Source organism: Ruegeria sp. ABF4_144, assembly GCF_056160045.1.
The window spans coordinates 312,897-333,744 of sequence record NZ_JBSWWK010000002.1; the positions used below are offsets into that span (position 1 = coordinate 312,897).

At 58.1% G+C, this 20,848-nt stretch carries 20 protein-coding genes; 4 read left to right on the forward strand and 16 right to left on the reverse strand.

From position 1 onward, the window contains the following. Positions 1 to 2: 2 nt before the first annotated feature. On the reverse strand, positions 3 to 1,244 hold the full coding sequence (locus ACXAGD_RS19765) for an acyl-CoA dehydrogenase family protein (protein ID WP_475213191.1): 1,242 nt from the start codon (positions 1,242 to 1,244) through the stop codon (positions 3 to 5). A 209-nt stretch (positions 1,245 to 1,453) separates the two neighbouring features. Here ACXAGD_RS19765 and ACXAGD_RS19770 point away from each other — a divergent pair, with 209 nt between their 5' ends. Beyond that, positions 1,454 to 2,062: a GntR family transcriptional regulator gene (locus ACXAGD_RS19770; protein ID WP_475213193.1), complete on the forward strand. Its 609-nt coding sequence runs from the start codon at positions 1,454 to 1,456 to the stop codon at positions 2,060 to 2,062. Between the two features lie 6 nt (positions 2,063 to 2,068). Here ACXAGD_RS19770 and ACXAGD_RS19775 read toward each other — a convergent pair whose 3' ends face one another. The 15 genes from ACXAGD_RS19775 to ACXAGD_RS19845 all read right to left on the reverse strand — a co-directional run bounded on the left by ACXAGD_RS19775 (position 2,069) and on the right by ACXAGD_RS19845 (position 18,395). Continuing rightward, positions 2,069 to 2,827, reverse strand: a complete 759-nt coding sequence (locus tag ACXAGD_RS19775) for a methyltransferase domain-containing protein (RefSeq protein WP_475213195.1) — start codon at positions 2,825 to 2,827, stop codon at positions 2,069 to 2,071. Continuing rightward, positions 2,824 to 3,444: a pimeloyl-ACP methyl esterase BioG family protein gene (locus tag ACXAGD_RS19780; protein ID WP_475213197.1), complete on the reverse strand. Its 621-nt coding sequence runs from the start codon at positions 3,442 to 3,444 to the stop codon at positions 2,824 to 2,826. Before ACXAGD_RS19780 ends, ACXAGD_RS19775 begins: the two co-directional genes overlap by 4 nt. After that, complete coding sequence (gene bioA, locus ACXAGD_RS19785) at positions 3,441 to 4,727, reverse strand: adenosylmethionine--8-amino-7-oxononanoate transaminase (RefSeq protein ID WP_475213199.1); 1,287 nt, start codon at positions 4,725 to 4,727, stop codon at positions 3,441 to 3,443. The genes ACXAGD_RS19780 and bioA overlap by 4 nt, the downstream gene beginning before the upstream one ends. Then, positions 4,724 to 5,344, reverse strand: coding sequence for a dethiobiotin synthase (gene bioD, locus ACXAGD_RS19790; RefSeq protein ID WP_475213201.1), 621 nt, complete (start codon positions 5,342 to 5,344; stop codon positions 4,724 to 4,726). Before bioD ends, bioA begins: the two co-directional genes overlap by 4 nt. Beyond that, entirely contained in the window at positions 5,341 to 6,474 is a 1,134-nt protein-coding gene (locus tag ACXAGD_RS19795; RefSeq protein WP_475213203.1) for an 8-amino-7-oxononanoate synthase, read from the reverse strand. The genes bioD and ACXAGD_RS19795 overlap by 4 nt, the downstream gene beginning before the upstream one ends. Further along, positions 6,471 to 7,451 (reverse strand): biotin synthase BioB, encoded by a 981-nt coding sequence (gene bioB / locus ACXAGD_RS19800; protein ID WP_475213205.1) that lies wholly within the window; start codon positions 7,449 to 7,451, stop codon positions 6,471 to 6,473. Before bioB ends, ACXAGD_RS19795 begins: the two co-directional genes overlap by 4 nt. 129 nt (positions 7,452 to 7,580) lie before the next feature. Beyond that, positions 7,581 to 8,582 (reverse strand): sterol desaturase family protein, encoded by a 1,002-nt coding sequence (locus tag ACXAGD_RS19805; protein ID WP_475213207.1) that lies wholly within the window; start codon positions 8,580 to 8,582, stop codon positions 7,581 to 7,583. A 62-nt stretch (positions 8,583 to 8,644) separates the two neighbouring features. Beyond that, positions 8,645 to 10,045: a DUF4856 domain-containing protein gene (locus ACXAGD_RS19810; RefSeq protein ID WP_475213209.1), complete on the reverse strand. Its 1,401-nt coding sequence runs from the start codon at positions 10,043 to 10,045 to the stop codon at positions 8,645 to 8,647. Positions 10,046 to 10,401: 356 nt separating this feature from the next. Further along, positions 10,402 to 10,908, reverse strand: coding sequence for a hypothetical protein (locus ACXAGD_RS19815; protein ID WP_475213211.1), 507 nt, complete (start codon positions 10,906 to 10,908; stop codon positions 10,402 to 10,404). Further along, the gene (locus ACXAGD_RS19820) at positions 10,905 to 11,114 is read right to left on the reverse strand and encodes a hypothetical protein (protein ID WP_475213214.1); all 210 of its coding nucleotides are present in this window, start codon (positions 11,112 to 11,114) and stop codon (positions 10,905 to 10,907) included. The genes ACXAGD_RS19815 and ACXAGD_RS19820 overlap by 4 nt, the downstream gene beginning before the upstream one ends. 195 nt (positions 11,115 to 11,309) lie before the next feature. Further along, the gene (gene trhA / locus ACXAGD_RS19825) at positions 11,310 to 11,978 is read right to left on the reverse strand and encodes a PAQR family membrane homeostasis protein TrhA (protein ID WP_475213217.1); all 669 of its coding nucleotides are present in this window, start codon (positions 11,976 to 11,978) and stop codon (positions 11,310 to 11,312) included. Positions 11,979 to 12,070: 92 nt separating this feature from the next. Then, complete coding sequence (locus ACXAGD_RS19830) at positions 12,071 to 14,197, reverse strand: fatty acid cis/trans isomerase (RefSeq protein ID WP_475213219.1); 2,127 nt, start codon at positions 14,195 to 14,197, stop codon at positions 12,071 to 12,073. 292 nt (positions 14,198 to 14,489) lie between these two features. Beyond that, a complete protein-coding gene (locus ACXAGD_RS19835; protein ID WP_475213221.1) occupies positions 14,490 to 15,569 on the reverse strand; it encodes a PLP-dependent cysteine synthase family protein in 1,080 nt (359 codons plus the stop codon). A gap of 87 nt (positions 15,570 to 15,656) precedes the next feature. Further along, positions 15,657 to 17,711 carry an FAD-binding oxidoreductase gene (locus ACXAGD_RS19840; RefSeq protein ID WP_475213223.1) on the reverse strand — a complete coding sequence of 685 codons (2,055 nt, stop codon included), beginning with the start codon at positions 17,709 to 17,711 and terminating at the stop codon, positions 15,657 to 15,659. A 60-nt stretch (positions 17,712 to 17,771) separates the two neighbouring features. After that, on the reverse strand, positions 17,772 to 18,395 hold the full coding sequence (locus ACXAGD_RS19845) for a glutathione S-transferase family protein (protein WP_475213225.1): 624 nt from the start codon (positions 18,393 to 18,395) through the stop codon (positions 17,772 to 17,774). A gap of 126 nt (positions 18,396 to 18,521) precedes the next feature. Between ACXAGD_RS19845 and ACXAGD_RS19850 the strand changes: the two genes are divergently transcribed. The 3 genes from ACXAGD_RS19850 (at position 18,522) to ACXAGD_RS19860 (ending at position 20,834) form a co-directional block, all read left to right on the forward strand. Next, positions 18,522 to 19,409 carry a LysR family transcriptional regulator gene (locus ACXAGD_RS19850; protein WP_475213227.1) on the forward strand — a complete coding sequence of 296 codons (888 nt, stop codon included), beginning with the start codon at positions 18,522 to 18,524 and terminating at the stop codon, positions 19,407 to 19,409. A gap of 139 nt (positions 19,410 to 19,548) precedes the next feature. Continuing rightward, positions 19,549 to 20,217, forward strand: coding sequence for a cupin domain-containing protein (locus tag ACXAGD_RS19855; RefSeq protein ID WP_475213229.1), 669 nt, complete (start codon positions 19,549 to 19,551; stop codon positions 20,215 to 20,217). A 53-nt stretch (positions 20,218 to 20,270) separates the two neighbouring features. Beyond that, positions 20,271 to 20,834 carry a TetR/AcrR family transcriptional regulator gene (locus tag ACXAGD_RS19860; RefSeq protein WP_475213231.1) on the forward strand — a complete coding sequence of 188 codons (564 nt, stop codon included), beginning with the start codon at positions 20,271 to 20,273 and terminating at the stop codon, positions 20,832 to 20,834. Positions 20,835 to 20,848: the final 14 nt, after the last annotated feature.

Sequence of the window (20,848 nt, forward strand, 5' to 3'; positions counted from 1 at the left end):
GATCAGCGCTTCGGCGGTGTCAGCCATTGCGCTGACATGCCGAAGTTCGACTCTTTCAACTCTTGCTTTGCGATGGCCTGCAGGTGCACCTCATCCGGGCCATCCGCATAGCGCAGCGCCCGCGCCCAAGTGTAGCTGTCGGCCAGCGGCGTATCCGGTGTCATACCCATGGCGCCAAAGACCTGCATTGCGCGGTCGGTTACGGTCGCGTGCACATTCGGAGCCACTACTTTGATCAGCGAAATCTCGCGCCGGGCCGCCTTTGCGCCGACTTGATCAATCTTCCACGCCGCCTGCAGGGTCAGCAACCGCGCCTGATCGATCTCAAGCCGCGACTTCGCGATCCACTCCCGGATCACGCCCTGCTCTGACAGCTGCTTGCCAAAGGTCTTCCGCTCCTGCGCGCGTTCGACCATCAGCGACAGCGCCATCTCGGCCGCGCCGACCGAACGCATACAGTGGTGGATGCGCCCCGGCCCCAAACGCGCTTGCGCCAGAGCAAAACCGCTACCCTCTTCCCCCAGCAGGTTACTGGCGGGTACGCGCACATCCTTGAAGACCATTTCGGCATGACCTTCGGGATCGTGCATGTTCAGGATCGTGGGATTACGTACGATCTCAAGACCGGGCGTGTTCTTGGGCACGATCACCATGCTCTGCTGCTTATGCCGGTCCGCGTTCGGATCGGTCTTGCCCATGACGATGAAGAATTTGGTGTTCGGGTGGCAAGCATTGGTAATGAACCACTTGCGACCGTTGATAACAAACTCATTGCCCTCACGCCGGATTGAGGTGGTGATATTGGTCGCATCCGAACTGGCCACGTCCGGTTCCGTCATCGCAAAGGCCGACCGGATTTCGCCATTCAACAACGGAAACAACCATTCCTCGCGCTGTTCGGGTGTGGCGAACATATGCAACAGTTCCATGTTGCCAGTGTCCGGCGCGTTGCAGTTGAACACTTCAGACGACCACGTCACCTGCCCCATCAACTCGGCCAAAGGAGCATATTCCAGATTGGTCAGCCGTGTGCCGGGCTCATCGTCGCGCAGCGAAGGCAGAAACAGGTTCCACAATCCCTCGGCGCGGGCCAACGCCTTGAGGTCCTCCATGAAGGATACGGGGAATTTGCCTGCCTCGATCTCTTCCTTGTGGTCGCGGATGCGCGGATAGATATGCGCCTCCATAAAACGTTTCAGCTGGTCGCGGTACTCCACGGCGCGCGGCGACAGGGCAAAATCCATTGCAATCCCTTTTCAGACTAATTCGTCAGACTGTAACCTGTACCGTAGCCGCGCGATTGGCGTTTGTGAAACCTGCTTGCAAGTTCTGAGCCTCAAGTGCCGTTAGGTCATTCCGGTGACCGCCAAAGCCCATCCTTTCACAGCTGTGTTGCTCAACCTCCTGCATGACGGTAAGCGTCTGTGAACACGTGCAATGAACCGAGGGTCAGGTGTCCGAGCAGCAGATCAAGAAATCGGATGACATCGCAGACAAGCTATCGACGCGGATTGTCCAGGGGAAACTAAAGCCCGGTGAAAAGCTGCGACAGGACCTGATTGCCCGAGAGTTCGGGGTCAGTCAGGTAACCGTGCGCGAAGCCTTGCTGAACCTTGCCTCCAAAGGCCTGACGGTTGCCATGCCACGCCGGGGGATGTGCGTGGCCCCGATGGATCAGAATGCTATCCAGGAACTTCGCGTGATGCGCCGCGCGTTGGAGCCGGTTGCGTTGCTGCATTCCGTGCCCAACCTGACGGCCCGCCAGATTGGGGTGATCGAACAGGTGCACGAAGACTGCGACAGCGCCACCACGGCGGATGAATGGGAAGACGCCAATCAGCGCTTTCATATGGCCGTGATTGCCGCCTGCAACATGCCGCGCATGGTTACCGAGATCAGGAATCTGCAGGTGCTGTATGCGTGGCATTTCAATAATCTGCATACCGCCAAATGGCGTCAACGCGCTGACCCGGATCATGCCGCCATTCTGGCCGCCATCAAGGATCGCGACGCGGCCAAGGCCCATTCGGTGATGCAGCGCCACCTGACACGATTGGCCTAGACTGGCTCAGCCGGGTTTGCGGGCGATGATCCATGTCGGGTGATAAGTCAGCGAAACGCCGGACTCGCCCCCGAACTTTCGGATATAGTCATTGTTAAAGGCCATCAGGCTGGACTTGGTCCAAGCTTTCTTGGCCCGGCCGTTCACACCTGTTCGACGCAGGTGCTCCAACACCTTTCGAGGTGAGGAAAAATACATCTGCCTTTCCAGTTCGCCGGCAGAGACGACGTCCAGAATACCCTCGACAGCGGCGGTCATTGCGTCCGATACACACAGCCCGGGTGCCTTCGCTGCCGACCCGACCTGAACCAGTTCGCGGTATTGCTGCGGACCAAACCCCGAAACGGCCAGCCACCCTCCGGGCGCCAATGCCACCGCGGCCCTGCGCAGGAACGCGGCAGGGTCGGGAAGCCATTGGATCATCGAGGCCGACGCAATCAGATACGGTTGAGCGGGCCACGCGACTGTCTCGGCATCCCCGCACAGAAAATCGGCCCCATGGGCGGCGGCGGTTTTATAAGCCTCGGGTGACAGGTCATTGACGGTGAGCGTGTCGCAAGCGAACTTCTCACATAGCCGCTGCGTCAGGTGACCTGTGCCGCAGCCGAACTCTAAGACCGATGGGAAGTGCTTTGGTGCGCCACAGTTGCGCAGATCCTGCGCCAGACGATCCGCGATCCGCGCCTGTTGGCCCGCCGAGTCATGGTAGGTCATGAAACTACGGCTGAAGCTGCGTTGTACTCGTTCAGTCAACTGGGCGTTCATGCGATCCACTCCTTCCAGCTTTGACCGGCAGCAAAGGGAACATGCGGCGCGGAAACCTCGCGCACCACGTCCTGCTCCCCAGCCCAAGCGGCCTGTTGCGCGCGGGTTGGGATAATCCGGTCCCGCTGAGGAATCCAGATACGGTCAAATTTGTGGCTCGGCGCTGTGCCACGTTCGATCACCGCGTGAAGCTCGGCTCGCGCGGCGTCGATATCGATTTCGGGGACAGGTCCCGCCAATCCGGCGCGGCGACAGAACTTGGCGAAACTGGCGGTACTTAACTGGTCCGCCGTGGCGCGGATCATATCCGGCGCGATACCGTGATCAACATCGGCTGGGGACAGAGTGCCGCTGACGGCAATCAGTCGATCCGGCTGAAGCCCTGTCTGCGTCAGCCAGTGCGCTGATGAAGCCACACCAAAGGAAAAGGCGATCAGGGTGACCCGGTCATAGTGCGTCAGGTCGCTCAGCGGGTTGTCCAACCGTGTGTAGTCTTCCACGAACAGCACATCTGGCTCCTCGGAAAGACCCTGAAACGGTCCCGGCCCTACGGCCCAGCCACCAAAGACCAACAGCACCTCATGGGTGCCCGAGCGAGACAACCATTGCTGTTTCATGATGCCCCTTTCGCCAGAGATACCATGGCCGATGTCACACGTCTCAGTTCGTCCGGAGAGAGAATGTAGGGCGGCATACAATAGATGTTTCGCGCGAAGGGCCGCAGCCAGACGCCGGTTTCCAGCGCTAACCCATGAGCAACGGACGGATCGACCCAATCGTCCATTTCAATGACACCGATGGCACCCAGAACACGCACATCCGAGACCCCCGGCAATCCGCGCGCGGGGGCCAGTTCGTGTTCCATCTGGTCCGCAATCCCGGCCACTTCGGATCGCCAATCCCGGATCGACAACTGCTCTAGACTGGCAACAGCCGCCGCACAAGCCAGTGGGTTGGCCATGTAGGTCGGGCCGTGCATCATCACGCCCGCCTCGCTCTCACCGATCCGGCGCGCGACAGTCTCGGTCGTGACGGTGGCTGCCAACGTTATATGCCCGCCGGTCAGCGCCTTGCCCAGACACAGGATATCCGGCACCACACCAGCGTGATGCAGCGCAAACAGCTCGCCGGTTCGGCCGAAACCTGTGGCGATTTCATCGAAGATGACCAGCACGTCATGGGCCTTGCACAACTCATGCGCCCGCTGCAGCCATGTCGGGTGGTAGAAATACATCCCACCCGCGCCTTGGACGACGGGCTCAAGGATCAGGCCCGCGATCTGGTCGGCCTTGGTTTCCAGCAACTCTTCCAGCGCGTTCAGACCGTTCAGTTCGCCATCCTCGGACCAGTCCTGACCAAAGGCGATCTGCGGGCGCGGCAGGAAGTGCTGCACCGACAGAGCCCCCGCGAACAGCCCGTGCATCCCGTTGACCGGGTCGCAGACGCTCATAGCCTTCCAGGTGTCGCCGTGATAGCCGCCGCGGATGGTGGCGAATTGCGTCCGCCCCGTGCGGCCCTGCGCCATCTGGTATTGCACCGCCATTTTCAGCGCTACTTCGATGGCGACGGAACCGCTGTCGCTGTAGAAGATACGGTCCAGCCCGTCAGGCAGCAGGTCGATCATTCTGCGGCCCAGCTCGATCGCCGGGGAATGGGTCAGGCCACCAAACATCACATGCGGCATCTGATCCAGCTGCGCCTGCATCGCGCCAATGATGGCCGGGTGACGATGCCCATGCACAGCGCACCACCATGAAGACATGGCGTCAATCATTTGGGTCCCGTCCTCGGCCGTCAGCCAGACGCCCTCGGCCCCGGTGATCAGATGCATCGGACCGGGCTTCAGCACGTTGGTGTAAGGGTGCCACAGATGACGGGCGTCGAACTCAAGCGGGGTCACAAGGCGCTCCGGATTGTATCAACGTCGATTGTAGTAAAAGCGTCGGTCAGCGTTTCGCGTGACAGGGTGTGGATGAACGGCAAACGGCCCAGATGCCGGGTGTTGCACATTTCGGCGATCGTCTGTTCAACATCCGGTTCGGCATCGCCAACAAACGCCACGCCGACCACATTGCACCCGGCATTGCGCAAGGCCATCAGAGACAGGGTTGTGTGGTTGATCGTCCCCAGAGCAGTGCGCGCCACCAGCACGACCGGCGCATTCCACTGCGCGATCACGTCGAGGAAAAAGACCTGCCGATTCAGTGGCACCATCAGCCCGCCCGCGCCCTCGACTACCAGAGGGCTGCCCACCATTGGCAGGGCTAGGTGGGCAGGGTCGATTTCGATCCCCATATCCTCGGCGGACAAATGTGGTGAGGCAGGCATGTTCAGGCGATAAGCCTCGGGCAACACTTCGGCTCCAGCCAGTTCTGCGACGATCTCTGAGTCCGTTGCGTCCTCCAGCCCCGATTGCACCGGCTTCCAATACCGCGCGCCAAGGGCGGCAGTCAGGCCTGCGGCAAATACAGTTTTGCCAATTCCGGTATCTGTGCCGACAACAATTACGGTACTCATGCGGCCTCGCTTTGGTGGTTTGCCAGCGTTTCGAACAGAGCGCTAATGTCGGCGTGGGACACGTTGCCAGTGACAGAAATCCGAAGCCGCGACGTCCCGCGGGGAACGGTCGGCGGACGGATACCCCGAACATCAAACCCTTGTGCTTGCAGTGTAGCGGCCATCGCCATCGTCTGCGCCTCATCGCCCAGAATGACGGGAAGGATCTGGCTGTTCAGCACGTCTTGCGGCACTCCCGTTCGGCGCGCCTCGGCATGGGCATGGTGCATCCTGGCGGTTGCGGCGTCGGACAGGCTGGTGTTGGATTGCAGATGATCCAACACTGCACGTACAAGCGTCGCATTGAACGGCGATGGCGCGGTTGCAAAAATAAATGGCCTTGCCCGGTTGATCAGCGCATCGATCATCACCCGCGGCCCACAGATTAAACCGCCCGCAACCCCCAAGCCCTTGCCGCAAGTATGCAAGGTAAGAACCTCAGCCGTCAGCCCGTGCGCCAGACCTTTGCCGTTCGGTCCGAACACACCAGTGGCATGAGCTTCGTCCACAACCAGAATGGCCCCCTGGTCAACCGCCAAATCGGATAGCGCGGTCAACGGCGCGACGTCGCCTTCCATCGAATAAACGCTCTCCACTGCGATCCAGACTTGCCCCGACCCGCCGCTAGCCCGCCAGTCGGCCAGAACACTCCGAGCATCGGCCAGGTCGTTATGGGCAAAAGACCGGGTCTCCGCCCGGCCCGAGCGCATCCCTTCATGGGCGCTGGCATGGACCAGATCGTCGTACAGGATCAGATCCCCCGCCGCAGGCAGGGTTGAGAAGATCGCCTGATTGGCCTGAAACCCGCCGCCCATAAACAAGGCGGCCTCAGCCCCGAAAAAGGCAGCGGCCTCTTCCTCAAGCGCCTCGTGTTCCGGGTGGTTACCGCGCAACAACCGTGACCCGCCTGAACCCAAGGCCACGCCCCGCTCCAGCGCCTTCTGCGCGGCGCGGCGCAACAGCGGTGAGTCCGCAAGGCCCAGATAATCGTTCGAGGCGAAGTCCAACCCGCGCCTTGGGGCAAGCGCCCGGCGACGATGCCGAGCGTCTAGCGTTTCAAGCATCGAGTGCAGGCGACTCAATGCTTTCATTCAGCCGCTTCCGCACAGCTTTGCTCGGCCACGGTTTCCGCCTGTAGCCCCAGCTTGTTGAACAGGATCGCGTCGGTGTCTTCTTCGGGGTTCTCTGCAGTCAGCAGTGTTTCACCCACAAAAATCGAGTTCGCACCAGCGAAGAAGCACATGGCCTGCATCTCTTCGGTCATGTCGCTGCGACCGGCAGATAGGCGCACATAGGAATTCGGCATCATGATACGGGCGGTGGCGATCACGCGTACGAAATCAATCGGATCGATCGGCTTGGCATCTGCCAGCGGAGTGTCTTCCTGTGGCATCAGCATGTTGATCGGTACGGATTCCGGCGCAGGGCCCATATTGGCCAGTGTCACCAGCATATCGACACGGTCGCCGATCTCTTCACCCATGCCCAGAATACCGCCCGAGCACACTTTGATACCGGCGTCCTGCACACGGCTCATCGTGTCGATGCGGTCGGCGAAGGTACGGGTGGTGATGACCTCGGGGTAATAACGTTCAGAGGTGTCGATGTTGTGGTTGTAATAGTCCAGGCCGGCGTCGCGCAGGCGAATGACCTGATTGTCGTCCAGCATGCCCAGCGTCATGCAGGTTTCCATCCCCATATCGCGGACGCCTTCGACCATAGCCACCAGCGCATCCATGTCCCGGTCTTTTGGCTCACGCCATGCCGCACCCATGCAGAACCGGGTCGCGCCACCTTCTTTCGCCTTGCGGGCCTCAGTCAGGACGCGCTGAACCTCGATCAGTTTTGAAGCCGACAGCTTCGAGCCGTTTCGGGCCGATTGCGAACAATAGGAGCAATCTTCGGCACAACCGCCCGTCTTGATCGACAGCAGCTTGGAAGTCTGAATCTTGTTGGGATCAAAATTCTCACGATGGACGGTCTGCGCTCGAAACAGCAGATCCATCAGAGGAAGGTCATAAACGGCCTGAGCCGCCTCGCGGGTCCATGTGGGGGAGGTGTTTTTCATTTTATCGATAATCTATCCAAAACTCCATGCCTAGAGTTTTCAATATCGATAATTTTGAAATTTTCAACTGCTAACTGTCCGGTCGGCGCGGAACCGCCCGGGGGAAACAAAGATCACGTTGAAGGAAACCTAGGAAACCGAGTCGCGCTCTGGGGCCGCTCGCCCTGCCATTCCAGTGCGCACCTTCCTGATCCGACGACGCAGAACAGTAGCGATATCCTGAAAGGGGCGGAAATAGATATAGATCAGGTTCGAGGCATGCGCCTCGGACGGCTTAAGACCGAAGGTCAGCTTTTTGTCCTGCTCCGACAGATGCAACGACCCAAACAGCCAATCCCAAACCGCAAAGGCGACACCAAAATTCTTGTCGTGATGCTCACGCGCAATCGAATGATGTACCTGATGCTGCGCCGGAGAGATCAGGACATGTTCAAGCCAGCGCCAATACCGGATCGAGATATGCGAATGCCGAAGGTTCGAGCCGGTGACGTGAAAGATGAAGGACATCACGTTGACGCCCAGCACCGTGTACAGGTCGACCGCGCTGCCGAAGAAGAACAAAAACACCGCCATCACAGTACCTTGCGCAACAGCGCCGCGCATCCCGTACAGAATACCCTCCAGCGGATGCGTTCGGTAGACCGTTATTGGCGTCATCGTTTCGGCTGAGTGGTGTGTTTTATGGATCGCCCACAGAACCGGCCAACGATGCATCCAGCGATGAAGAAGGTACTTCGTGAAGTCGTCGACGATAAATATCGTCACTGTGAAGAGCGCCACAATCACGCTTTTCGGTGTGCCATCAAACAGACCGCGTTGCAGGAAGCTCACCTCATGTAACGCGTAGTACAACGCTGTTGCGATCGCCAACTGTGACACCAGCAATGGTGATATGAACAAGGTGAAGACGCGATTGATTACAAAAATCTTGTAGTCCGCCTTGGCCGACGGAGAGAACAGGATCTTGCGATCAAACACCTCACGCAAGGCCGCCCGGATCGAAGACCGGCGCACCGCTACCAGCCATACCAGTGCTATCAGGATCGTAAGAAACAGGTACCCAACGAAGATGCGCTTCTTGGGGTTTGAAAAATCAGCAAAGACCGAGCCTATTTGATCGAGAAATTCCAAGGGGTCTCTTTCCGCTGAAAACCCGGCGACCATAAGGCCGCCGGGACAGGATCAAAAGACCCTTAGTCGTTTTCCGCCGACGCGTTTTCGCCCAACTTTTCGGCCAGCGCGGCCAGATCGCCGGTTGCGTCATTGGCGCGGCTTTCGATACCGAATTTGTCGATCAGCAACTGCTGAACTTTCAGCATGTTGACCTGATACTCATCCAGCGTCATGTCGCGACCACGAACAAAGTTGCCGTCTGCGTCGATGTCCGAAACCATCTTGCCATCGGGCATCGCCGGGCCAAAGCCGATCAGCCAGTTCAAATCAATCGCGGTGGCGCCCAAGTTGTTCTTGCCCGACTGCAGCGCCATCGAGAAGCCCTTCAGCTCACCCCAATGCTTGGCATAGTTGCGCAGAGCTTTGTCGGTATCTTCGCCCGATTTGATCTTGTCGATGTCTTTGTAAACCGAACCGGCATATTTGAACGTGGCTTCTGCCAGCGTCTTTTCCCAGTTGGTTTCGATGATATCGGCATAGTTCTTCAGTTCGGCGCGCTGCTCGTCGGTCAGCGCTTCACCATTGGCAGACGCGATCAGCGCACGACCGTCTCGGAAGGCGTTGAAGATGGTGGTCATGTACTGGGTGTTCTTGTTGCCACCTTTGTCAGCACCGGCGGCATAGTAGGCCGGGCCAAAGACCATCTCAGTTTTCAGGTCGATGACGCCATCACCGTTTGCATCCGCTGCAGCCATGTCTTTCTGCTTGGAAACGCCGTAGTTCTGCTCGGGGGACAAGGTCACCGAATGCGCGGCCGCGCCGAAGTAACCAAATGCTTCATCCCAGGAATGCTCTTTGCCTGTGTAGTGTGCGCCCTCAGAGTAGGGCTTGTCGTTGGGCTTGTTGTCGGCTTCCAGTTTCTCGTCGAGGTAGTTGTCGACCGCCTGGTTATACGCCATTGCGCCCAGCGTGAATTTCGAGATCAGCTGACCCCAGTCCATGCCGTTGACCGGATCATAACCCTGCTCGGACGCGGCTGCCAGTTTGATCATCTGCAGCGCAACGTCCACGCCCGACTGGTTGCCCGGCCATGCAGGCATCGCACCGTTGTAGAACTTGCCCGAGATGTTCTTGCCTTTGGAAATTTCGTTTACGGTCGATTGCTTGACTGGGAAGCCGTCTTTCGACGCGGGTGCGATGATTTCCAGATCTTCTTCGGATCCGTTGAAATAGGCCAGCATCAGAGCCTCGACTTCAGCCGCGTTGTTGCCGCCATCGCCTTTGCCAGCCGCTTTTTTCAGGCTGTCATGCAGCACGTGGCGTGCAACTTGACCGGAATACGAAACCGAATTCGTCTTGTCACCTTCATAACCTTTCACAGTGACAGGGAACGGGCCATAGGCTTGGTCTGCCAACGCAGCGCCGCTAAATAGTGTCACGGCGACAAGCGCCGAAGTAATCTTGAGTGTGGGCTTGAGCATAGGGGGGAGTCCTCTTTTCTATCTGACAAAATCCATCAGGATATTTTTCCCGACCCTTTTACTCGACTAATACCAAGTGGTGTCAAGCCCTCAATACCTTGCTTTGATGGCAAAACATCGTTCGGGACGTCGGACAACGTTGTACTGAATGCAAATAACGGCGCCCTGAGATTCAGAAAAACTGTCCGCAAACGCGCTGTGAATCTCACATTGAAACCTTCAACCTGCCCCCACAGGCACATGATACACGCTCGTCCCAGCAGTGAGGCTTAGATCGATATGGCAAATGTAGCTGTGAAATAGGTTTACTCAGCCAGGACAAGTACTCGCTCAGACTGATGATTTAGGTCAAGAGATTACCCAACAACGCGCAGTTTGACCCCGCATCGCGCACGTATCTCCGGCGATGCACCCGCAGGAAAACGGTTGGCGAACGTTAGACCTGAACGAATTACGTCCGGGTCAAGGCGACCTTGGGTCAGCACCTCAACCGCTTCACGTGCAGCTGAGGCATCATCACGACGCATGAAATGCAGCACGTGAAGTAAGTTTGCCTCATCCTCGGTCACCAGATCCCGGCTATGCTCACATAGCGGGTCTATGTGATCAAAGACATCTTCGCGGCAGCGAACCACATATTTCAGGAACCGCGCGAGCAAATGCGCGGCCGGCAATCCGATATTGTCGCCCCAACGTTCAGCGGCAATGGAATACGCCAGATGCCAAGCCTGGGTTTCGGGGCAGCGCAACGCATCAAGGTGATGGCGGGCCACCGTCAGAACTCCGATCTCGAACGCATCGAACGAAAAGCTGTCGATCACCTGCATTCCGCCGTGAGGCACAGAGCGATTAGGTGCGTTCATGCCGGAGTCCTCTGTTTTTGCGGTTGAGATACCTCAAGTCTGACGACATTCTCGGGCAATTCGTTGAGCGATTGAGCGTCTTGCGGTGTCGGTGATGCCGCATGGGCCGGAAAGCGAAGATCCTTCTCAATCGCAGCGCGCAGTGCGGGTTTCAGCCCACACCCGTGAAGCCGGGCCAAATCATCTGCCGCTAGAAGCGTATTCATAATTGTTTTCATTGTCAGTCTTCCCGCCGGTTACCATCCTGACTTCGTCGCGAAATACGACTGTTGTCAGAGGGTTATGCTGTAAACGGCCGGGCGTGATTCCATCGAATCTGACTGAGCCGGGCTTTATATGACAAAATTAGTCAGGTATTGCAACGCACACTGTTATTTGAAAGGAAAACAAAAAAGTCAGCGTCAGGTAATCGGGTGAGGCGCCAACAGAATCCGGGTAGAAATTGCGATGAAAAACAGAACCGTGCCAGTCAGAACAAACACATGCCAGATGGTGTTGTGAAAAGGCAGCTGGTCCAGAAGATAGAAGATGACTCCAACAGTATAAACCACGCCCCCGGCGATCATCAGCCATACAACAACCGACGGCAGTTCATCCAGCATGGCGGGGCCGGCCCAAACAACAGCCCAGCCCATCATTAGATAGAGGACAAGTCCGAACCAGCGAAACCGGGTCGGATCGATCAGCTTCAGCACTGAGCCCAGCGTTGCCGAAGACCAAAGACCAATCAAAAGACCCGCCCCCTGCCCGCCGGACAGAAGAAGGAACGGCGTATAGGTCCCAGCGATTTTCACATAGATGCCCGAGTGATCGAGACGGCGCAGCAGCTCAGACCACTTGTCATTTTCAATCATGTTGTAGAGCGCGGAAAAGGTCAGCATCAGCAACAGCGTGACGCCATAGACCGAGACCCCCAGAATGGCTTCGGGTTCTGACCGGTTAAATGCGGTGATCGTGATCAACACCGGAACCGCTATGAGAGCCGATGTGACACCCAGAACATGCACAACTCCGTCGCTCACACGCTCAGCGCGGCTATAGGCGGGACGAATATCTGCAAAGGACCACATAGACTTAATTTAGGCGCCAATGCTATTTCGGACAAGTTGACCGGGCTCGCATCCGATCAACGTCGTGTGCCCGCTCGGTTGATGCCCTGCGTTTATGACGGGTCATCCCCGGGCTTGGGGTCCTTGTACCTATTCAGGTCGAAAACACCCGCCTGAATTGGCTTCTGGCGCAAGAAAATGTCGTGAATTCGGTCGCTTACCGCCCAAAAATCCGGACTGGTCCGGCGCACACCATATTCCTTCACCACGGCCAGATAGTCACTCTGCGACTGGACGCCTTTCATGTCCGAGACAAATGACGGCAACTGATCCTGCCTTATGTGAAAATAGAAATTCGGATAGCTGCCGATCAACTCGGGAAGGATTGTCAGTGCATCAGCATTGGGATCCCGGCGCGCCTTTTCATCGAACAGGAAAGCCACGTTGTAATGCGCCTTGTCGTGCACAATGGTGAAAAGCGATACCTCCCCGCCGTCTCGCTCGATCACAAGAACGGACAGGTCTGGCAGGAATTTCACCCATTCACCGACTTGATCGGCCAGATCGCGCAGTGCTTCGGCGGGCTGGCCCGGCGGGCAGTCTTCCTCAGCACATCTGTTGATCGGGTCCGTCACAGGCCAAAGGCCATTACCACGCTCCAACAAGGTCAGCAGAAATTCTTGTTTCGGCTGGTCCGTTTCAAACGAAACACCGGTAGGGAAGCTGTCATCGACGCGGCGGCGGTGCCAATAGGTGTGCAATTCGGCCAGAATGCCCTGGTACCAGTGTTCGTGCATCTGCGGCCGCACGTCCCGCGGCATGAACGCCAGAAAGGTGTCCTCACTCTCCATCCGCAGTTCATCCATATAAAGCCGCGTGGACAGTTGGTGCTCGACCCGCCCGAACACGTCATAGCCCGCCACGAGGTCGTAGTAGATGCGTTCAAAGATCGGGAAGTCTATCACCCAGGCCGTTTCTGGAATGCCACCGTGAAACCCGGTCATGGCCGAAGCATTGTCGAAATGGCGAAACACCGTGATCAAGGCGTTGGTGTTGGTCCCGTCCCCGTCCCAGATCGAACTATAGTCAAATCCGGTCTGATACACCGGAGCGGCCCGGTATCGCGCGTCCCGGAACTCAAGATATTCGACCTGATTTTTGTGCGAGAACTCCCGCAACATGCCCAGCACACCCGCATCTGCTTGGGTCACGGGCAGTTCCAGGTAGGCAGCACCCTCCTGCAAATAGCTTGGGTCGGTGACTGACAAATCTGCGTCGGGATCAAGGAAACTAACCCAGAACCGGTCCTCTATCACGTCTACGGCGGTCTCTCCGTGGCAGACGGGGCCGCGGATGAAGCTACGCACAAAGAACAACGCGTCATCCAGCAGGAACTGATAGCGGCTGCGCGCAGGCATTTGCATGTAGGTGCTGAACGGGTCGCCGCCTTCGGCGTCACCAAACGGGGGTAGTTCGGCCAGAGCCCAATCGGTGTCGATAAACAGCTGTTGATAACGTGCCATGCGATCTGGGCCAAGCGCATAGACCAGATGCTCCTTGTGCACGATCGTTTCCGTAAGCTGCTGCACCCGATAGTAAAACGGTTCCACGCCAGGGTCGTCGAACGGTCGTCGCGTAGCGATTATGTCGATCTCTTCACCCGGCGGCGTGGTCGAGCGTACCAGTTGGAAGAACCGCCGCGGATCGTCACCTTGAAAATGAAGTCGGGCCAGAAAGAGATGCTCATAAAGGTACCGGCTCATCAATTGGACACGGAGGTCGCTTGCATTCAGGAAGGCCTCCCAATCTGCCATCTGAGCATTGATCACATCGGGAAGGTCGGGCTCCGCCAATTGCAAGTCCGCACCACCGCTGACCCAGCCAATAAGCGCCTGATACTCGGCCTCAGCAAGTGGTGCTGTGCCATAAGGCATACCTGCAAGCGAGTGGGCCGTGCTGAACGCGTCAAACTCATCCGATGTTGGACAGACCAGAGGGCGGTTGATTGCCAGGCCAAGTTCAGCGGGAAGCGGGGCGTCGGCTGGCAACGGGTTCTGGCGGCCCAATTCAAGATACCGCTCCAGAAGGCTTGCATCTTGCTGGTGAAGAACGGAATAAAACCCCAACTCGCGCCACTCCGGAACGGTCTGCGCATCGATTCCTAGCCGGGTAGGCTGGGCATCCTCCAAACGCTCAGTGTGATAGACGACCTCTTTGCTGGCCCCGCGCAGAACTCCCATCGGTGATGTCAGTTTCAGCTGACACGGCGCGTCATAGCAGCTGTGGCACACGACACAGCGACGATCCATGATTGATTTTACCTCGGCCCACGTCTGGTTCTGTGCGCGGACCCCAAACGGGTAAGCGCAAAAAAGGGACATCAGGATAGCGACCTTCAGCAACAATCGAGTTTTGTGCATATGCCCCCCTTGCCCCGATCCCAGGCGTCATCCCCCGTAACCTGCCAATACCATTGCAGTTACGGGGGGCTTTAGGCAAGGAACGCTTCCGAAGGGTCTGAGCGACCCAGCGTCAACCGATGGTGTAGCCCGGCGTCGATTGGGCGATTTCGGCTTCCTCATCTGTCATGTCTACCGAGATGTCGGCAAACAAAGGCGTGCTCAGATACCGCTCGCCCGTGTCAGGCAACATGCACAAAACAGACGCGCCGGGTTTGGCCTGTTCGGCGATGTCCATGGCCACGGCAAAGGTCGCACCGCCGGAAATGCCGGTCAGAATCCCCTCCTGGCTGGCCAGCTTCTGCGCCCATTCGACACCGGCCGGCCCCGGCACTGGGATCAATTGATCAAAGTAACTGTTGTCGATGGATTCCTGCAGGACCGAAGGGATAAAATCCGGCGTCCAGCCCTGAATCACGTGCGGCTCGAACGCGGGGTGGCTGGCAACGGGATCGTTGTCCTTACCCCGCTCGGTTGCAATGCCACTGCCCACCAGCTGCGCGTTGGCAGGTTCGGACAGGATGATCTTCGTATCGGGCCATTCAGCGCGCAGCACGCGCGAGACACCGGTGACCGTACCGCCGGTGCCATAACCGGTTACGAAATAGTCCAGCGGTTCACCGTTGAAATCACTCAATATTTCCCGTGCGGTCGTGGCGGCGTGGATCTCGGCATTAGCCTCGGTTTCAAACTGGCGCGCCAGATACCAGCCGTGCTTTTCGGCCAGTTCGGCGGCTTTGCGATACATTCCAAAGCCTTTTGCCTCTTTGGGCGTCAGGACGACCTTGGCCCCCAGCATCCGCATCAACTGACGGCGCTCGGTCGAAAAGCTCTCGGCCATTGTGACGACCAAAGGATAGCCCTTTTGCGCACAGACCATAGCCAGACCGATGCCCGTATTACCACTGGTCGCCTCGATCACGGTTTGACCGGGCTTCAGGGACCCGTTGCGTTCCGCGGCTTCGATGATGTTCACCGCAAGGCGATCCTTAACCGAGCCGGCTGGATTGAAGGCCTCGAACTTCACGAACAAATTGACGCCATCGGGCCCCAGATTGTTGATGCGTATCGTGGGCGTGTTGCCGATCGTTTCAAGCACGCTGTCATAAATACGGCCATTGCCCGAAGTAGTTCTGAGCTTTGAGTCGGTCATAGGAAATCCTCACATGATCACAGGTGCAATCTGATCTTTTTAACCTGCGTCAGCGCCATTGTCCCGTACCCTTTCCGATGGGCCGTGCTACAGATCCAGTACCACCTCGTCGGTTCCGTCTGCAGGCACAGCACAACAGATCAGAATCTCATCCTCGGAATGATCCGCCGTGGGCTCGGTGCGATAGGTGACCTTGCCCCCGATTTTATGCGTTAGACAGCTGCCGCATGAGCCCGAGCGGCATGAGAAGGGCGGCTCCAACCCCTGTGCCTCGGCCGTTTCCAACAAGGTCGGCCCATCTTTCACCCAATGCGCCTTTCGGTCGCTGGCCGCAAAGGTGACCTGAGCCGCCTCGGCTTCGGGCTTTGGTTTGGGTATGTTGACATCGGCTTGCCGCGTCAGCGCAGCGGGGCCGAAGCTTTCGGCGAATATCCTGTCATCCCGCGCACCCAGTTCGCGCAACATGTCATACACGGCTTGCATGAAAGGCGGCGGGCCGCACAAGAAGAAGTCATAGTCGTCGAATGGCAGCGTGTCGCGGATCAGCGCGGGCGTGATGTAGCCAGCGGCATCGAAGTCCACGCCCTCCTGCACGCCCTGTTCAGGCCGCGAGATGACCGAGACATAGCGGATCTTGCCGTCGCTGTCGGCCTCGGCCTTTCGCAAATCCGCATGAAAGGCGCGCTGCGCGACGGTCTGCGTGGCATGGAACACGGTCAGCCTGCGGGTGTGGCGGGTACGTACGGCTTCGTTCTGGACGTGGTGAACCATCGATATCATCGGCGTTATGCCAACACCTCCGGCAAACAGCACGGCGGGGCGGGGCTCAGACGGTTTCAGAAAGAAACCGCCTTTGGGAGCCTGAGCTTCGACATAATCCCCGACGGCAAACGTGTCATGCAAGTGGTTCGACACGGTGCCGCCGGGCTCACGTTTGACCGAAATCCTGTAAGTTGCGGCCCCCGGAGCAGACGAGACCGTATAGGTGCGGGTAACCGGCGTCTCGCCGTCGGGCCGCACGCGGAGCGTCAGAAACTGGCCTGCTTCAAAAGGTAACAACGGCAGGCCATCTGTTGGCTCAAAGGCAAATGACCGGATCACATCGCTTTCGTCGCGCACCGAGGTGACCCGCAGGGTCCGCCACTGACGGCGCTGCTTTTCAGCCTCTTGCCGGGCTTCAACCGCCTTCCAGTCATCAGCCATCAAGCTGTTGGGCGAAAACTCGAGAAATTCCGCCCGGAACGGCAACGCGTCATGGATGCGCAGCCCGTGGTGCAGATGAAACCACCAGCCGCGCTTTGCACCTTGAAAGGTCGCGATGTCAGGGTGGTCGTCGGCCAGAACCTCAACCCTTCCGGTCAACATCAACACATCTCCGGTCCGGTAGTCCGGGAAAAGCAAACCTGCCCGAGGGTTCACAAGGAAATTGCCCAGCGTGTTGAAAAAGTTGTTGCCGGAAAAATCAGGCACCAGAAGGCTGTTGCCTTCGACCCTGACAAAGCCGGACCGCCCACCCCTGTGCGACACGTCTACACCTGTGTGTTCAGGCGTATCGGCGGAACTGGCCACATAGAATGAGTTGGCAGTCGATATCACCTCATGAGCCTGAGCATCCAGTTCAGAAAACCGATCGGTGCGGGAGCGCGCAGCATCATAACCGGGTTCGCGAACGAAGATCACATCATGGGTTTGGATATATTGCGGGCAGTTCCCAAAGGATTGCGCCACCTCCAAAGAAAAACCGTCCTGATCAGCACGGCGCACCGTCGCGTTCATTCGGTTGCGGCGACGTGTTGAGAGCTCTACCCCCACCAATCCGATTGGCGCGCCGGAATGCAATGCAGTGCTCAGCGGGTCGTCTTCCAACGGACGGATGGCAACGTCAAGTTGTCGATCATTCGGGGAGCTGATGAACCCCGGCCTGCCCGAGATCATCGACGCCCAGGGCCACCCATCGGCGTCGACGCTACCTGCGACAATGAAGGGAAGCTTTCCAAAGAACTCCCGATGCTGGTCGGGCATGTAAGGGCGGATAAAGTCCCGGCCCATTTTCTCGACTTTCTCCTGCTTCCCCACGCGGGCCTGCATCTTTCGCTCGCCTGCGTGAAAGGGTGACTTGGTGGCTGCGACCGGAGTAGTCATGGCGGACCTCATGTGAAGAAGGGACCAATTGCGCCGATGCGCAATTGGTCAGGTTGGGGGTCAGGCGGCGTTCAGACCGGCCGCCGTGCTGGGCATTGGAACAAAACCGTCCAGCGCCTCGATATTGCGCAGCAGGCGTCGAACATTCGGGTATGGCTCCAGCGAAACGCCGCCCTCGGGTGCGTGCGCGGTATAGCTATAGATCGCAACGTCCGCGATAGTCGGCGCGTCGCCCACCAGCCAGTCTCGCCCCTCAAGATGCGCGTCCAGCTTGCCCAGAACCTTGGCAGCGGTGGCATGTGTGAACTCCATGTCCAGCGGGGCGTTGAAGACGGTGATCAGCCGTGCGGCGGCGGGGCCAAAGGCAATCTCACCTGCGGCGAGGGTCAGAAATTTCTGCACCTCGGCCTCAAGCACCGGATCGTTCGGCAGGTAGGATGGCGCGTACTTCCGGGCCAGATAGACCAGAATGGCGTTGCTGTCGCTGATGACCGCTTCACCATCTTCCAGCACCGGCACTTGTCCCGCCGGATTCAGCGCCAGAAAGGTTTCACCCTTGTGTTCGCCCCCGGCCAGATCAACGTCGATGACATCGTGCTTGATACCGGCAAGGCTGGCGAACAAAACCGCGCGGTGGGCATGACCGGATAGCGGGAAACTGTGAATTCGGATGGAATTGGACATCTGATAGCACTTTCTGTGACTGATTGGGTTCGGCTGAAGATCAGCATCTGAGCACCAGACTTAATTTGATTTCCTTCAGGCGATAATATACTCATCTGGTGAATTACTATGAACACAGCGTAGATAATGGATACTGTTCAGGGCATGAGGGCCTTTGCGGCCGTGGCAGCGCATTCCTCCTTTACCGAAGGGGCGCGTCAGATTGGTATCAGCACCAAATTGGCCAGCAAATATGTCAGCCAGCTGGAGGACCGACTGAACGCGCAGTTGTTCAACCGAACCACCCGCAGCGTCACCCTGACCGATACTGGACGCGCATATTACGAACGCTGTCTGCCCCTGCTGGAGCAGTTCGATGAGCTTGAAGGCCTTGTGCAGCAGCGCCAAACCGAATTGGCGGGCCGCATCCGGATCACCGCGCCCACCGGGTTCGGATCCGCCGAGCTGATCCACCTGCTGAAACCGTTCCAGACCGAACATCCCAAGGTCTCGATCGAATTGCACCTGTCTGATCATCACGTCCCGATGGTCGAGGAAGGCTATGACCTGGCCATACGGTTCGGGGTCCTGAAAGACTCGAACCTGGTGGCACGCAAATTGATGAACATGAGGATCGTGTGCTGTGTGTCGCCAGACTATTTAAAGGAGCACGGCACTCCGAAAGACCCTGAGGCGCTGGCCTCTCACAACTGCCTGCTGCAGACCACAGGCAACGCAATCGATCACTGGACTTTCAAAAGCGCGGACGGAGAGTATTCGGTCCCGGTTTCCGGCAACTTCCGGGCAAACTCGCCGCGCGCGGTGGCCCATATGGCCGCCGACGGGCTGGGGATCGGACGCATTCCCCTGTACACCGCACAGCCATTCCTGAAAGCGGGAAAACTGCAGTTAATCTTCGAAGCTCAGGAAGCGGTTTCCCTCGGCCTCTATGCCGCCTACCCACAAAACCGTCACCTGACGGCACGGATAAGAGCTTTGATTGATTTTCTGGCGGCCGAGATGCGAGGAACCTAAAAAACCGCTTTCCTCAAATCCCCGTGAGGCAGGCAGATCAGTGCATCAACCATGGTTGCAGATATACCTACCTATTGATAGATAGCTAAGTGTAACTAACGCCTCAACACCCAGCCTTTCAGCTCAAAGGATCTGTCAAATGGAACTCAATTCGGACTTTTCTTCCCGCGTCATTGTTCACGCTGACCAACTTGACTGGCAGGCTTCACCAATGACGGGTGTGGATCGGCGCATGCTGGACAGGATCGGGGGCGAGGTCGCAAGGGCCACCACAATCGTTCGCTTTGCGCCCGGCAGCCAGTTTTCGGCCCATACCCACACGGGGGGTGAAGAGTTCATCGTGCTGGATGGCGTGTTTCAGGACGAGCACGGCGATTTCCCCGTCGGGACCTATGTGCGCAATCCTCCGACCAGCCGACATACGCCGGGATCGGAACCCGGCTGCACCATCTTCGTCAAACTCTGGCAATTCGACATGGACGACCGCACCCAGTTCCGGAAAACCATGGCCGACGAGCTGTCCGCCCCGGAAAACGGCGTTGCCACAGCGACGCTGCACAAGGACAGCCGCGAGGAGGTCACCTATAGCCACTTGGACGCGGGCGCGACCCTGACCTCTGACGCAGAAGGAGGGATTGAGCTGCTGGTGATTGACGGGTCTGTCACAATCGAAGGCGATGATCTTAACAAAAACAGCTGGCTACGCTTGCCCGACGGTCAGATCCTGTCAGCCACAGCTGGCCCAGAAGGGGCGAAGGTTTGGATGAAAACCGGACATCTTCTCTTTGCCCACGCGCCGCGAGTCTAGGTAATTGCAACCAATTGCTTGGAGCACGACCGAAAAGGAACAGGTAAAAACGTATGGCAGCCGACACGAAAACCGCTTTGCTGGATGTTGCAGAACACGCCGCCCGTGCGCGCGGTTTTGACGGGTTCAGCTATGCCGATCTGGCCGAAGCCGTCGGCATCCGAAAGGCGTCGATCCACTATCACTATCCCACCAAAGCCGTGCTATCCGCCGCGTTGATGGACCGATACCACGCGACGCTCGAAGCTGAGTGTCGGAAAATCGAGGCCAGCCACACCACTGGGGCCGACCGCCTGCGGGCCCTGATCCGTTTATATCGCGATGCCTTGAACGACGGCAAAACTCTGTGCCTGTGTGTGTCGCTGACCAGTAGCCGGCAAAGCCTGTCGGACGCGGTCATCGAAAAGCTCAAGACCTTCCGCGCCATGATGGTGGAACGGATCGAGGCGATATTTGCACTCGGACAAAACGACAAGTCGATCTCAGGCGTTGCAAATCCGGCTGCGGAAGCCCGGGCGACGCTGGCGCTGCTGGAAGGCGCGCATCTGGCCGCCCGCGCGGAAGAGAATGTACAGACCTTTGACGAGGCCATGGGCATACTGAAAACGCGTTGCTGAAGTCGTATCCTCGG

Excerpts from the sequence above, each read along its gene's own strand:
- ACXAGD_RS19765 (WP_475213191.1), bottom strand. The coding sequence starts at position 1,244 with ATGGATTTTGCCCTGTCGCCGCGCGCCGTGGAGTACCGCGACCAGCTG.
- ACXAGD_RS19775 (WP_475213195.1), bottom strand. The coding sequence starts at position 2,827 with ATGAACGCCCAGTTGACTGAACGAGTACAACGCAGCTTCAGCCGTAGT.
- ACXAGD_RS19780 (WP_475213197.1), bottom strand. The coding sequence starts at position 3,444 with ATGAAACAGCAATGGTTGTCTCGCTCGGGCACCCATGAGGTGCTGTTG.
- bioD (WP_475213201.1), bottom strand. The coding sequence starts at position 5,344 with ATGAGTACCGTAATTGTTGTCGGCACAGATACCGGAATTGGCAAAACT.
- ACXAGD_RS19795 (WP_475213203.1), bottom strand. The coding sequence starts at position 6,474 with ATGAAAGCATTGAGTCGCCTGCACTCGATGCTTGAAACGCTAGACGCT.
- bioB (WP_475213205.1), bottom strand. The coding sequence starts at position 7,451 with ATGAAAAACACCTCCCCCACATGGACCCGCGAGGCGGCTCAGGCCGTT.
- ACXAGD_RS19810 (WP_475213209.1), bottom strand. The coding sequence starts at position 10,045 with ATGCTCAAGCCCACACTCAAGATTACTTCGGCGCTTGTCGCCGTGACA.
- ACXAGD_RS19815 (WP_475213211.1), bottom strand. The coding sequence starts at position 10,908 with ATGAACGCACCTAATCGCTCTGTGCCTCACGGCGGAATGCAGGTGATC.
- ACXAGD_RS19820 (WP_475213214.1), bottom strand. The coding sequence starts at position 11,114 with ATGAATACGCTTCTAGCGGCAGATGATTTGGCCCGGCTTCACGGGTGT.
- trhA (WP_475213217.1), bottom strand. The coding sequence starts at position 11,978 with ATGTGGTCCTTTGCAGATATTCGTCCCGCCTATAGCCGCGCTGAGCGT.
- ACXAGD_RS19830 (WP_475213219.1), bottom strand. The coding sequence starts at position 14,197 with ATGGGAGTTCTGCGCGGGGCCAGCAAAGAGGTCGTCTATCACACTGAG.
- ACXAGD_RS19835 (WP_475213221.1), bottom strand. The coding sequence starts at position 15,569 with ATGACCGACTCAAAGCTCAGAACTACTTCGGGCAATGGCCGTATTTAT.
- ACXAGD_RS19840 (WP_475213223.1), bottom strand. The coding sequence starts at position 17,711 with ATGACTACTCCGGTCGCAGCCACCAAGTCACCCTTTCACGCAGGCGAG.
- ACXAGD_RS19845 (WP_475213225.1), bottom strand. The coding sequence starts at position 18,395 with ATGTCCAATTCCATCCGAATTCACAGTTTCCCGCTATCCGGTCATGCC.
- ACXAGD_RS19850 (WP_475213227.1), top strand. The coding sequence starts at position 18,522 with ATGGATACTGTTCAGGGCATGAGGGCCTTTGCGGCCGTGGCAGCGCAT.
- ACXAGD_RS19855 (WP_475213229.1), top strand. The coding sequence starts at position 19,549 with ATGGAACTCAATTCGGACTTTTCTTCCCGCGTCATTGTTCACGCTGAC.
- ACXAGD_RS19860 (WP_475213231.1), top strand. The coding sequence starts at position 20,271 with ATGGCAGCCGACACGAAAACCGCTTTGCTGGATGTTGCAGAACACGCC.